The following is a 13723-nucleotide window of genomic DNA, read 5'->3' on the forward strand; positions in this document are numbered from 1 at the left end:
GCCTGCCTTTCGATAAAACAAGGTTTTCAGCGTCAAAAAACTTTCGTAGTATTCATGTAATAACGCTAAACCCGGTTTTCTATGACAATGGTTCTCATATCCCGAATGATATGTTACACCCTAATTAGCAAAATACCCCAAGGGAAATACCCTTGAGGTATAAGCATAATTGTTTAAGAATAAAGTTTATATTCTTAAACAATTATTCACTCTCACCGGCAAAATCGACAAAAACCTTGATTTATCGTTGAGAGGTGGGGAGGAGCGTAAACGGTTACATCATTTCAGAAAACAGAGTCTACTGTTACACAGCCGCTACGCTCACAGTGTAATTGGTATTGTTAGTACCGAGGAAGGACGAAACCCTTGCATAGTAGGTGTCTGGAGCTAAGTTGCTAGTAATCGCATCCGGTGTGGTGCCACTATTAACGGAAGAACCAAGGAAAACTTGATTGCTACTATAGAGTGTGAGATCGGCATCTGCTGTTAGATTGTCAATTTGCACTTTATAATTTCCGCCTTCGCTGACACTAAATTTGTAGTAATCATATTGATCGCTACTGCCAACAAAATCATTTTGGTATCTGGAATCGTTGCTACCAAACTCACCAAGGTCAAGGGCGGTGCCAAACGTATCACCTGGGTCAATACCTACACCTGATCCCGCAAAATTTATATTGTAGCTGATGTCGGTACTACTATAAGGATAAACTCTTGCATAGTAGGTTCCTGCACTTAAGTTGGTACTAATTGAATCAGTAGCAGTGCCAGCCCTGCTGGAACTTTGAATGACAGTTCCAAAAGCATCAAGTAATTGTAAATCGGCATCTGCCCCCAACCCTGATAAGTTGATACTAAAGTTACTACTATTGGACAAAGTAAAGCTATAGTAGTCATTAGTGTCACTAGGACCAACAACTTGATTGGTGAACCCGTAGTCATAGCTGCCACTTGCATTACCAAGATTATATGCAGTTTGCAAGTCGTTACCTGGATCTCGCATATTAAACAATCTCCTTGTGAATGATATATTTAGCCATCAAACCTGAAGCTTAACAACTCAAGTTGAAGCTTATCTCCCGTGAGGCATCTCTGCGCTGTTGAGAATTTTGTAACGCTTCATCGAATTATTAGTAATAGCTTTCTTCAACCTGGTGAGGTACGTTTTCAAAGCTACTAACCTTGCTAACAAAAATTTTAGTCTCCTTTAGTAGACTAGGAAACTCTATATCAGGAACAAAAATTTTAGTCTCCTTTAGTAGACTAGGAAACTCTATATCAGGATTGGGGATTAATTAAAATCCACTTAATAAATATAAAATAAATCATTTATTTTTTCCTTTCAAAAAAAAATAAAAGTTTATTTTTTATTTTTTTCTGATTTGATGCACCTTAAATGATTATAAAAATTTATAAATAGCAATATAAACTATAAAAAATACTTGTTTATCCCGAACAGTTCAAAAAATTAAATGATCCAAGTTTTGATCGTGTTGGACGGGTTCCCCGGCTTGTTCGCGCTGCTTCTCGTTCTGGGAGAAGCAACTGGCATTAGGTGTCGTACTCAAACAGAGATTAGTCTTTTTATCTCAAGCATTCTCTCTCGGCTGGGAATTATAATCTATAACCAAAAAATATAATTTTAGTTTTTAGCCAATTAGTATTGACCAATTAACCATCATTAATAATTATTGCTTTTTGTTAGCAAGCAACTTTTGGTCTGCATCTTCTATTTCTAAAAGTTCTGGAATAGTCACAAAGCGATAGCCTTGCTTTCTAAAATTGCTAATAATTTCTGGTAAAGCTTGTATAGTTTTAGAACGGTTCCCACCACCATCGTGCATTAGCACAATCCCACCAGGTTTTGAATCTTTAATCACGTTATTGATCAACTTTGGTACAGCTGGCTGCTTGTAGTCTGTGGAGTCAGCTGACCACATGACCACAGCATATTTTTGGCCTTTAGCATAAGCAGCTAATCCATTGTGCAGGAAGCCACCAGGCGGTCGAAAGAGATTTGTTTTAACACCTGTAACTTGATAAATTAGGTCTTCTGTGCGATCTATTTCATAAGCTGCTGCTTGTGGATTCAAGAAGTGATACCAGTGATGCCAAGTATGGTTGGCAATGACGTGACCTTGAGCGACAATTTGCTTTCCTAACTCTGGATAATTTTTCAGGTTCTGCCCGACGATAAAAAACGTCCCTTTGATATTATTTGATTTCAGAATATCTAGCACTTGCTCTGTGGTCTGAGGCCAAGGTCCATCATCAAAGGTGAGAGCAATTACTTTCTCATTTTGAGTGAGTTTCGCACTCTCAATTATTGCCCCTTGAAAACGTGATGGTAGAGGGTAGGATAGTCCCTTTGCTTGTGCTTCTTGCTGCCAACTTGTAATCATCGCCGCCTTTAATTTCTCAATGCGCTGTTGAGTTCCGACGTTTGCAGCTACAGCCTTGATATTTATACTTTGTCTATTCTGAGCCTCCGAAGCATTTGGCCTTAGAAGCATCATGAAAGCAAGGCTAAAAACACCACATAAAGCAAGCAACGCAATTAATATTCCTTCTGGCCAGAGAAACGACTTATTGTTTTCCATCTGATAGCTCCTTCAAAGATCGAACCATCAACCACAGTTATGACGGTACGTTATAGCACATTTTTTAGATATTTAGATACAGTTGCTTTCTGGTAATCCCGAAAATTGGAATTGAGACTAACGGAAATTCACAATCGAGAAGACAGACTATACGGCTTTAACTGAAATCTAGATACTCTAGATTTGGGCGATCGCTTATACAATACTTGGTACTGTATTAATGTCAACCCACTCATAAAAGGCAATATCTGCACTTTGCCACTCTTACCGCTAGCTCTAAGAAGGAACACAATCAGATAATTAACCACACCCCAAAATCCTCTTAATAGGAGTTTTGAATTAGTTACTGTCTTTCGCTTCACCGCTAAGGCAGCATTATCCTTTCAAGTTTTATAGCTTTTCAAATAAGATGACTTAGACTGTCGTGCCTACAATTCACGCTTTTCGCGGGCAGAAGTTTTTATAGCAAGACTTTCTGACAAGAAAGTTGTATAACTTACAGCTTAGTGAATTATTTGATTAACATACAAAACTACTTACAAGGGGCGGAGTATCTTTCAAAAAAGAGTCTAATAAACTATTAGTTCTATTGTTGATAAGATATATTTTACTGCCTGCTGCCATTGCTTCTTTTTTAAAAAAAAGTTAAATTTTCAACTGACAGAATGTTGCCTTGTACTTTCTCTGAAATAGAGAGACGAAAATTGATTCAATATAGTTTCTCATTGCCAAGGGGCACTTATTCGTTAACCTAGATACTTTTGAGCCATTTAGCAAAAATAATTTTATCGGCAGTTTAGTTCTATTTTTGATGCTGATACTTTAACCTAAATTGCTAGTAGCTTTCTGTCTGTTAATGTTTTTCTCAATAATTAAGGAGATTTATATCTTAAAAATAGTACAGTTTAATATGCATTGTCACCGTGTAATTACGGAAAATAATCGCATATATATAAGCAAGTTGTTAAAATAACAATAGTACGGCATCTAAACTATACTATTGAACCATTTAAATGTCATATTTTTTACTAATAGAACTTGATTAAGCTATATGTATGTATTTAAAAATACCTTTAAATTGAGATTTATTTTCCGTAATATCACTTAATTATATATACCAAAATATATTTTCTTCCAACTGAGCCTCTAGCAAGACTGCCCTTTGCCTTTTTTCCGTAAAGTGAAGCAGATATTGTTAGACATTCGGTAAGCTGTTTTGCCATTCAACGACCAATTTTCTGCTCAAAGAAAAAACCGACTGGCTGTATCGCTCTACCAGTCGGTAACTGCTTTTTTAGCAGGAGTAAGCAAAACCGAAAATTGTCTCATAACTTGCCTTATAATTACAACAATTAAAATTAGGATTTTTAATTATCTATTTAGGAATCCTAATCATCAGCTTATATTGCCTTAGACAGGTCACAGTTGATTTACAGTACTTTTGCTTATTTTCGATAGATGCAGCAATAACTGTATTATTTGATGCTCATACTGATTCGTACAGAAACCAGCTTGCCTATGAACATACCTTTTAAGTCAAAATAATCAAGATATTTATCCCACTTCTGAAACTGGCTAGAAACTTTTATGATTCCTCACGAAAGTGATGCAAAAGAAGAGCGTGCGTCGTTAAAAGTATGGCGTAGTTGGCAAGAAAATCTGATTTTAATTGCGATCGCCTTATGTTTGGCATTCCTGATCAGGACTTTTATCGCCGAACCCCGCTACATACCTTCTGATTCGATGTTACCCACCTTACATACAGGCGATCGCTTGGTAGTTGAAAAAATCTCTTACCATTTTCATCCTCCCATAACTGGGGATGTTATTGTTTTTCAGCCACCCGCAGAACTACAACGTCGAGGATATCCCAAAGACCAAGCCTTCATCAAGCGAGTTATTGGCAAGTCTGGTGAGGTAATTAGTGTTGCTGATGGCAAAGTCTACCTTAACGGTGAACCCTTGGCAGAAGACTACATCGCTGAACCGCCAAATCAGCCATATCAACCAGTAAAAGTCCCAGAAGACGAATTTTTTGTCATGGGAGATAACCGCAACGATAGTAATGACTCTCGCTATTGGGGCTTTTTACCCAGACAAAATATCATCGGTCGGGCAACATTTCGCTTTTGGCCTCTCAATCGTATTGGGTTCATTTAATTAGTCTGTGGTCAGTTGTAAAAAACAAACAACTGACCGTTTGTAACAGTTAAGGAACGTCGATTAAATAAAATGCAAAACTTCATCCTGTCTCACGATCCCTCTCCAATATATCGGAGAGGGATTGAGGGTGAGGTAAGCCAAGGTAGAATTTTCTTGAAAGACATCTACTTTCCCTCGGAACCTTAAGTTAAAACCTTAAATAATACATCATCTGAGCGATCGCATCACCAGATAACTCTAACCGTCGTTGGAAATCAGCCAGATTACGGTAAAGCCCAGCTGATTGCCGATTTTGCACCACTGCTTCTGCTAGAGACAAATCTATAAATGGAATTTGTGCTAACTTTTCAACTGTTGCTGTGTTCGGATTGACTAAATGGGTCGGATTTTCTAAAGATTCGTGGTCATAGTAAATAAAATTCAGCAGAGGCTTTAATGGCTCCAAGCGCGGCGCTGGCATACTCAAAGCCGCAGCAATATCTTCAATACAGTAAAATTTAACACCCGATCGCGAAAGTTCCACAAGCGATCGCGCTTGGTGAATTGACAATCCTGGTAGGCGTAACCAATCATCTACAGTCGCTTGATTGGCATCAATGCGAATACCTAATTTGGCCGCTATCTGAATTTCTTCCCCAGATTGTAGGCGATAGTAGGGATCGTTGAGGAGCTTGGTGCGGAGTTTTTGCAGCCTGGGGTTCAAAGGTAGCCAGTTATTCATGATTGTTCCTTCCCTCAAGAAATCTGGTCTAGCAATTGGCGGCGCTTTTGCTCAAATTCATACTCTGAAATCAGTCCATCCTGGCGCAGAGCATCTAATTCTCGCATTGCATCAGCGATCGCTCCTACCTGATTATTCACGCGTTGTGAGTTTCTTAGCCCTAAATTGCCGAGATTAAAATTGCGATCGAAAGCTTCTTCATCTTGAGCTAAGTACCAAACTCCCTCAATGGCACTAGCTACCTTGGGGATAGGCGTCCAAGAAAGCAACACATACAAAACACCCCACAACGGCTGTCCCAGATAGAATTTATGTAATCCTGAAATTGTCAGTGTGCCAGAAAAAGCTAAAACTGCGGCAACACTTCGGCTTTTGCGCTTAGTCAACATATTCCTAACAAATTTACTACTACCACAGTTCTTACAATAAGACAGCCAAAAGGCATATTAAAACTTAACCCATAACATTCACTAGCTTTGAAATACACTCCTGGACTGAAAATTCAACCGGGTGAAAACACTAATCTTAAATCAATGGCTAAAGCTGTGAGTATTGCGGCTTTAGTAAGTCGGTTTAGCGAGGGGAAACCTTTTCAAGTCAAGTGTTGAAATTTCGGTAACAAACCGTACTAAAACCGAAGCTTCGTGACTAGATTACTCCCCTAGACTAAAATAAAAATAGAAGTAAAACTATTAAGCTACTGAGTCTGGGCGCTCAGTTTAATATAAGCAATATGGGATTCTTCGATTCTGAGATAGTTCAGCAAGAAGCAAAACAGCTGTTTGAGGATTATCAAGCGCTGATCAAGCTTGGCAACGGTTACGGCAAATTTGACCGCGATGGCAAAAAGCTGTTTATTGAGCAAATGGAAACCATGATGGATCGGTATCGCATCTTTATGAAGCGCTTCGAGCTATCAGAAGATTTCATGGCACAAATGACAGTAGAACAACTTAAAACACAATTAGGTCAGTTCGGTGTCACCCCTCAACAAATGTTTGATCAAATGCACCTCACTTTAGAACGGATGAAAGCCGAACTAGAAAAACAGCCCTAGTCAATTTTGAATTTTGGATTTTGGATTAGCAATTAATCCAAAATCTAAAATCTAAAATTATTGTGACTTGGGACGAGAAAACTGGGAAGGTGGCTTGAAGTTTTCTACTGGTACGTTCTTAAGTGCCTTCTGCATAAAATCTTTCCAAATGGGAGCAACCAAAACACCACCTGTGGCATGATCAGCTAATTGTCTGTTGTCGTCTCTCCCAACCCAGACAGCAGTTGTTAACTGTGGCACAGTACCAACAAACCAAATATCTTTTTCCGATGATGTTGTTCCCGTCTTCCCTGCGGCTGGGCGACCGATCGCAGCACCTTTACCTGTACCTTCAGAGATTACCGATCGCATGACATCGATAATGGCTGCTGATGCCCAAGGATCGAGAACTAGCTGCGGTTTCGGGGTATTGTCTAGCAACAGGTTACCACTACTGTCGGTGACACGGGCAATTACAGTTGGTGGAGATTGCCAGCCATAATTAGCAAAGGTAGCATAGGCACTAGCCATTTCCAGAGGGGTCACACCAATTGCACCAAGTGGCAAAGAAGACACAGGTTCCATCGGACTCATAATTCCCAAGGTACGGCAAGTTTCTATAACTCTATTCATCCCCACAGCCTTACCAATCTTGATCACGGGAATGTTGCGCGATTGCGATATAGCTGTGCGGATTGACATCTCTCCCCTAAAAGTCGCATCATAATTTCTGGGAGAGTACCAACCGTTACCATCTCGATAGCTAACTGGGGCATCTACTACCGTTGAGTCCGCCGTATATTTACCAGTAGCAAAAGCAGTGTAATATACAAACGGTTTAAAAGAAGATCCGGGCTGGCGTTGAGATTGAGTTGCACGATTGAATTCACTAGTCTTAGGATCTATACCACCCACCAGTGCTTTGATAAAATGTGTGCGCGGATCAATTGCCACCAGCGCCATTTGATTCTTAGATAATCCCTGATCTAGTAGTGATTTATGCCACTTACTGACAGTTTCTTCTGCCATCATTTGGAAGTCGGCATCAACTGTAGTTTGAACTCGCATCCCACCTTTGAGTAGTGTTTCACGCCCAAATTTCTTAGCTAACTCCTGCGCTACGGTATTGGTTACATAGGGTAGGGCACTACCTTGAAAGGATTTGATTCTACCAAGTTTGATTTGTTGCTTGAGGGCATCGTCGTACTCTGACTGGCTGATCCAATTCAATTCCAGCATCCGTCCCAGCACTTCTTTTTCTTTTTGTTTTGCCAGCTTCATGCTCACAAACGGGCTGAATTCCTCGGGTGCTTGGATCAAACCCGCCATCATTGCCGACTCACCCAAGCTTAAATATTCTGCTGACTTATTAAAGTAACTGCGTGCCGCCGTTTGTACACCATAATTGTTATGACCCCAATAAACTTCATTGAGGTACATTTCTAAAATTTGGTCTTTACTGAGAATTTGTTCTAACCGGATTGCTAGCACCGCCTCCGCTAACTTCCGGGTAAAGGCACGCTTGTGAGTCAAAAACAGGTTTTTTACCAATTGCATAGTAACAGTAGAGCCACCCTCTTTGACTCCACCTGCTACAGCGTTAACTATTACGGCCCGCCCAACGCCGACGGGGTTAATACCGTGGTGATCGTAGAAATGGCTATCTTCACTTGCCAATACCGCCCGTTTCAAATTCGGGGAAATTCTATCTAAGGGTACGACTTCCCGGTTGGCTTCTCCGTGAATACTCGTTAAAAGTTTACCCTTAACGTCATAAATGTAAGTCGTTTCTGAGGGAAAGAAGTTACGTAGCTGTCTCACATCTGGCAAATTACGGAAACTAATCGCTAAACCAACCAGTCCTCCGGCTACAATGGAACTTGCCAGCATGGTGATTGAAAGCAGAGTACCGCCAGTTACCTGACCGACTCCTTTCATAAACTCAAAACCTGATGAAGCCCGACGTTGTGGCTGCTTATCTTCAAAAGTCCTAGACGACGACACGGCTATTACACTTCCTCACTTATAAATTTAACTGTAATTGATTGGGCGAAGCAAGGCGGTTAATTTTTTGCAATTATAGTAGTTTGGCAGATGAGAAAGCGGATAAATTGCAAGTGTTTATAACCAACTTAACTTCTAGTGTGCAAAATATAGCTAACAGTGGATTTTCTAGTATGACACCAGATTTTGCTTGGCTGCGTCGTGGTGTAGTAGAAGTTTTCCCACAACCAGTTGATGTTAACAGTGAAAGTCTAGAAAAGCGCTTGGTAACTACAAACCAACCTTTGAGGATCAAATTGGGGATTGACCCTACGGGTACTGATATTCATCTCGGTCATAGCATACCAGTACGGAAACTGCGAGCGTTTCAAGATGCAGGTCATATAGCAGTTCTAATTATTGGCGATTTTACCGCACGCATTGGTGATCCGACTGGTAAATCTGAGGTGCGCCGCCAGCTGACAGAAGCAGATGTCGCTCAAAATGCTCAGACTTATCTTGACCAAGTACGTCCTATCTTGGATTTTGACACACCTGGAAGGTTAGAGGTGCGTTATAACTCCGAATGGCTGTCTGGGCTAAACTTAGAGAAAATTTTGGAGTTACTCTCGACGATGACGGTGGGGCAGATGTTGGCGAAGGAAGGATTTGCCGATCGCTATAAAAAAGAGAACCCGATTTTTATCCATGAGTTCCTCTACCCGTTGATGCAAGGTTTTGATTCGGTTGCCGTTCAGGCAGATGTGGAATTGGGAGGGACTGATCAGAAATTTAACATTGCTGTGGGCAGAGATTTGCAGCGCCATTTTGGTCAAAAGCCCCAGTTTGGGATGCTGCTCCCAATTTTGATTGGCACGGATGGGGTGCAAAAAATGTCCAAGTCTTTAGGTAATTATATCGGGTTGTCGGAACACCCAGCACAAAAGTATCAGAAGTTGCAAGGAGTTCCCGATGATCTGCTGTCACAGTATTTTGAACTGTTGACGGATTTACCTTTGGATAAACTGCCAGAAAATCCCCGCGATCGCCAAACACTTTTAGCATCGGAAGTTGTCAAACAATACCACGGCGAAACCGCAGCCCAAGAGGCAAAAGTTGCAGCGCAAAGCGGTGGAAAGGAGGGTGCAGTTCCAGAATTTTCTCTAGCTGAGGTATCGCAGTTCCCCGCTAAGTTAGCATATATTCTCAATGCCACTGGCTTGTGCAAAAGTACGGGGGAAGGAAAGCGGAAAATTCAAGAAGGTGGAGTGCGCTTAGATGGCGATCGCATTACCGATGTTGATACGACTTTTGTTGATCTCTGTGAGTTACAAGGTAAGGTTTTACAAGTTGGGAAAAATAAGTTTGTGCGTTTAGTTTAAATGGGGAGTGGGGAGTGGGGAGTAGGGAATGGGGAATGGGGAATCGCAAATGAACGTAGAACAACGAGTTATAGTGCCTTTGGATGTGCCAGATGAAGAAAGTGCGATCGCTCTTATAGATCAACTTCCGCAAGTGGTTTGGTGGAAAGTCGGCTTAGAGTTGTTTACCAGCACTGGCCCGAAAATTCTGGAAGTGTTAAAGTGCCGACAAAAGCGCATTTTCCTAGATTTAAAATTTCACGATATCCCCAACACAGTCGCCGGTGCTTGTCGTAGTGCAGCTACTTACGGGGTGGATTTATTGACAATTCATGCTGCATCTGGTACGGACGCTCTCAAAGCTGCAACGGAAGCAGCACAAGAAGCGGCAGCCCAAGCGGGTGTAAAACCGCCTAAGTTAATTGCTATTACTTTGTTAACGAGCATTTCTGCTAGACAACTGGCGTTTGATTTAAAGATTCCCCTAGAATTACCAGAATACGCTCTAGAAATGGCACTGCTGGCTCAAGAGGCGGGATTAGATGGGGCAGTTTGTTCGCCCCAAGAAGTGGCACAGCTACGGCAAACTTGTGGAGATGACTTTTTGCTTGTTTGTCCGGGGGTTAGACCAACTTGGGCTGATATTGGTGATCAAAAGCGATCGCTGACCCCTGCCCAAGCAATCATTGCTGGTGCAGATTATCTAGTTATTGGGCGTCCCATTACTACTGCTACTGAGCCGGAGTTAGCCTGGAAGAGAATTTCTGAGGAGTTAACCACAGTGGCATGAAGCTAAGAGTCAGTGAGAAACTGGGAGACAAGGTGCAGGGTGTCGGGGAGAAAAATCTTGCCTCTTCGCTCAACAAGAAAAATTATAGTTGGCTTTTAGCTTGTGGCTTCTGGGTTTTAGGATCAAATAGCCAAGCTTTACCAGCGTTCTCGATAAATCTCACCCCTAAACCCTTTGCGATCGCAGAAAGGGAAAATGTCAACAGTGGGGCAAAGTCTTTGTGTTCTGAGCAAAATTTAGAAACATTAACTATACAGCTACTCCAAGATTTGCCTAGTTATACCAATCGCGCCACTCAACGCGCCCGTCGCCTCAGTAGGAGTAGTGATATTTACAGTTATATGCTAGTGGCAGGAAGACCTGAGTTTACTCCTTTGCCCCTTAACCTTGAAGAATATAGTGCAGATGCGGCTAAAAGTTCTGCATCAGGAGTCGAGCAAGTTTTTTTTACTACCTTAGAGCGGCAGTACATAGGAAAGAAAGCGATAGAATTGCAGCAATTCCACTGGCTGTTGTTGACTAAAACCACAACTGGTTGGCGTTTAGTGATGATGTTTTCTCAAATTGGTTCCCATTCAGCACAGCAGCCACTATCCCCGCCACGCGATAGTAGTAACGGTACTGTTGCCCAAGGAGTTAACGCTTGGTTACGCGATTGTCAAGCGGGAAGTATACGTCAATAAAACCTATAGCGTTTCCTAATCATATAAGGTAGGTACATCATAGCCCCCTCTCGAAGAGCGGGGAGGGGGTTGGGGGTGGGGTTCTTGTACCTGACTCAACCGAGAACCGCTATAATTCCAAATCTTCGTAAATTAGGAAAATATTAAAGAATGTCTAAAATACTCACTCAAATTCTCTATGAACAGGATTATCACTTGTGGTTAGAAACTACGTTGAAACAACTGCAAGAACGAGATTTAGAGCATCTTGATTGGGAACATTTGATTGAGGAGATTGAAAGATTGGGTAATGAACAGAAACACAAGCTCGAAAGTTATCTACTGCAACTTCTCAAACATCTGCTTTTGTATCAACATTGGAGTCTTCCTGAATGTAAAAATCATTGGGAAGTGGAAATTGATAATTTTCGGGTGGAACTCAGGAAATTAACCAAATCTAAAAACCTCTACAACTATCTGCTCACGGTGCTTGAAGAAGTCTACATTGATGCCCTACGACAAGCAAAAAAGAAAAGTGGATTGAATTGTTTTCCGCAAACTTGTGCTTATAGCATTGAGCAAATTTTAGATGTGGATTATTTACCACCATTTATTTATTGATAAGGCGCACAAGTAAGAAAAAAAGTAACAAAAGTTTTGATGAAGAAGCTCAAACGCTTTATCAAACAGAATTCAGGAGTCAGGAGTCAGAATTCAGCAATGAATTCTTTCCGAGTGGCGGATGAATAAGCGGCGTTTTTGCACCCCCACAAAACAAGAAAATTTGGTGGCCTTCAATCAGTCGCGGGTCTGAATCCCCAAATGAATTGATTCTGACTCCTGAATTCTGACTTCTGAATTCTTTTTCAAAAAGATACATTACCTAACTAGTCTGTATCAGTATGATTTAGCCTATGTCTTTGGGAAGATTTTCAGGAAAAATAGCTGATAAACAGCTAAAAAAAGCAGACATTATTTAAAAACGAATGCTGGCTTGAATTTAAGCGTTGTAACTCCCGTTTTTTGGCGATAACATAATGATAAGTTTATTTTAAGCTTTTCAAACCGCGTTTGGCATCAGTTTTTTTTATGGACATTCAGTTAATCAACATCGGTTTTGGTAACATCGTGTCTGCCAACCGAGTAGTTGCCATTGTCAGTCCAGAGTCTGCCCCGATTAAGCGGATTATTACCGATGCACGGGACAGAGGTCAACTGATTGATGCAACTTACGGTCGTCGGACTAGAGCTGTAATTATCACCGATTCCAGCCACGTAATTCTGTCAGCGATTCAACCGGAAACAGTAGCGAATCGCTTTGTTATTTCCCGCGATCATCAAACTGTAGATAATTGACTATAGCAATCCTATTTGAGTTATGAAAATTATCGAACCGGTGTCTCCTAGAAAAGCCGCAATCACGTTGGCGTTCGTGCAGCGTCTCGTAGAGAAGCATCTCCTGGAGAAAAGCGCCAAGAAAAGAAACAGAAATGTTCAGAAATGTTCATAAATCATTTAGGACTGCTATAGGAGTCGATTAACAATCCCACTTCTATTTACACCATATCGACAGTACTATGCGAATTAGACAAGTTTTCTCTCACACTTGCTAGAAATTATTTAGTCACTAGTGGACTTGGCCAGGAGTACAAGACTAATGAATAATAACTATTGATTGATTCACAGGTTCAAGGGATGATGCCAGTTTTACCTATTCAGAGTAGTGCTACTACCGAAGAATGCTTACATTTAGGCAGGTTAATAGTTTTAACTGGCCCCAGTGGGGTCGGTAAAGGCACTTTAATGCGATCGCTCCTCCAACGTCATTCGGAACTATATTATTCCGTATCCGTGACGACTCGTTCTCCTCGTCGAGGTGAAATCGATGGCAAAAATTATTACTTTATTAGCCGTAGTAAGTTTGAACAATTAGTTGCTGAAGGTGAATTTTTGGAATGGGCAGAATTTGCTGGTAACTATTACGGCACTCCGCGTGAAGCTGTGCTTAACCAAATTAATTCCGGTAAGTTGGTGGTGCTGGAAATTGAACTAGAAGGGGCAAGACAAATTCGTGCTTCCTTCCCCAGTGCCCTCAGAATTTTTATTCTACCGCCTTCCTTTGATGAATTAGAGAAACGGATACGCTCTCGTGCCCAAGACTCTGAAGAAGCGATCGCCCGTCGTCTACTCCGCGCCCAAGAAGAAATTCAAGCCGCAGACGAATTTGATATTCAAATCGTTAATGACGATTTTGAAACTGCTTTAAATGACATTGAAACGGTTTTGTTTAAATAAGTTATAGCGGTTCTCCTTTGGATGAAGTACATTTTTAAACCTCACCCCCAACCCCTCTCCTTGCTAAGGAGAGGGGAGTCTTTGCTTTACTCAAATACGGGGTGAGGCTAGG

Annotated in this window: 13 protein-coding genes; 8 read left to right on the forward strand and 5 right to left on the reverse strand. The window is 41.2% G+C overall.

What is annotated here, in order from left to right; translation table 11 throughout:
• Positions 1–304: 304 nt before the first annotated feature.
• A complete protein-coding gene (locus tag V7K31_RS11855) occupies positions 305–1003 on the reverse strand; it encodes a PPC domain-containing protein (RefSeq protein WP_335094524.1) in 699 nt (232 codons plus the stop codon).
• Positions 1004–1688: 685 nt separating this feature from the next.
• Positions 1689–2600 carry a polysaccharide deacetylase family protein gene (locus tag V7K31_RS11860; protein WP_335094526.1) on the reverse strand — a complete coding sequence of 304 codons (912 nt, stop codon included), beginning with the start codon at positions 2598–2600 and terminating at the stop codon, positions 1689–1691.
• Positions 2601–4187: 1587 nt separating this feature from the next.
• Between V7K31_RS11860 and lepB the strand changes: the two genes are divergently transcribed.
• Positions 4188–4760: a signal peptidase I gene (lepB, locus tag V7K31_RS11865; RefSeq protein WP_335094527.1), complete on the forward strand. Its 573-nt coding sequence runs from the start codon at positions 4188–4190 to the stop codon at positions 4758–4760.
• Positions 4761–4950: 190 nt separating this feature from the next.
• On the opposite strand, the gene V7K31_RS11870 is transcribed toward lepB, so the two are convergent.
• A complete protein-coding gene (locus V7K31_RS11870; RefSeq protein WP_335094529.1) occupies positions 4951–5484 on the reverse strand; it encodes a ComEA family DNA-binding protein in 534 nt (177 codons plus the stop codon).
• Between the two features lie 14 nt (positions 5485–5498).
• Entirely contained in the window at positions 5499–5873 is a 375-nt protein-coding gene (locus tag V7K31_RS11875) for an NINE protein (protein ID WP_335094531.1), read from the reverse strand.
• A gap of 344 nt (positions 5874–6217) precedes the next feature.
• On the opposite strand from V7K31_RS11875, the gene V7K31_RS11880 reads away from it, so the two are divergent.
• Entirely contained in the window at positions 6218–6541 is a 324-nt protein-coding gene (locus tag V7K31_RS11880) for a DUF1825 family protein (protein WP_292762021.1), read from the forward strand.
• Between the two features lie 57 nt (positions 6542–6598).
• Here the strand turns inward: V7K31_RS11880 and V7K31_RS11885 are convergent, their stop codons facing one another.
• On the reverse strand, positions 6599–8524 hold the full coding sequence (locus V7K31_RS11885) for a transglycosylase domain-containing protein (RefSeq protein WP_335094533.1): 1926 nt from the start codon (positions 8522–8524) through the stop codon (positions 6599–6601).
• 173 nt (positions 8525–8697) lie between these two features.
• On the opposite strand from V7K31_RS11885, the gene tyrS reads away from it, so the two are divergent.
• The 6 genes from tyrS to gmk all read left to right on the forward strand — a co-directional run bounded on the left by tyrS (position 8698) and on the right by gmk (position 13611).
• Positions 8698–9885, forward strand: a complete 1188-nt coding sequence (tyrS, locus tag V7K31_RS11890; RefSeq protein WP_335094611.1) for a tyrosine--tRNA ligase — start codon at positions 8698–8700, stop codon at positions 9883–9885.
• Between the two features lie 49 nt (positions 9886–9934).
• Positions 9935–10654 carry an orotidine-5'-phosphate decarboxylase gene (gene pyrF, locus V7K31_RS11895; protein WP_335094534.1) on the forward strand — a complete coding sequence of 240 codons (720 nt, stop codon included), beginning with the start codon at positions 9935–9937 and terminating at the stop codon, positions 10652–10654.
• Positions 10651–11337, forward strand: coding sequence for a hypothetical protein (locus V7K31_RS11900; protein ID WP_335094535.1), 687 nt, complete (start codon positions 10651–10653; stop codon positions 11335–11337). Before pyrF ends, V7K31_RS11900 begins: the two co-directional genes overlap by 4 nt.
• A gap of 150 nt (positions 11338–11487) precedes the next feature.
• Positions 11488–11937, forward strand: a complete 450-nt coding sequence (locus tag V7K31_RS11905; RefSeq protein ID WP_335094537.1) for a DUF29 domain-containing protein — start codon at positions 11488–11490, stop codon at positions 11935–11937.
• A gap of 468 nt (positions 11938–12405) precedes the next feature.
• Positions 12406–12672, forward strand: coding sequence for an extracellular matrix/biofilm regulator RemA (gene remA, locus V7K31_RS11910; RefSeq protein WP_073639751.1), 267 nt, complete (start codon positions 12406–12408; stop codon positions 12670–12672).
• A gap of 339 nt (positions 12673–13011) precedes the next feature.
• Positions 13012–13611, forward strand: coding sequence for a guanylate kinase (gene gmk / locus V7K31_RS11915; protein WP_335094612.1), 600 nt, complete (start codon positions 13012–13014; stop codon positions 13609–13611).
• The last annotated feature ends 112 nt before the right edge of the window (positions 13612–13723 follow it).

The sequence above is a fragment of the Nostoc sp. genome (assembly GCF_036917675.1).
Lineage (GTDB): Bacteria > Cyanobacteriota > Cyanobacteriia > Cyanobacteriales > Nostocaceae > Nostoc.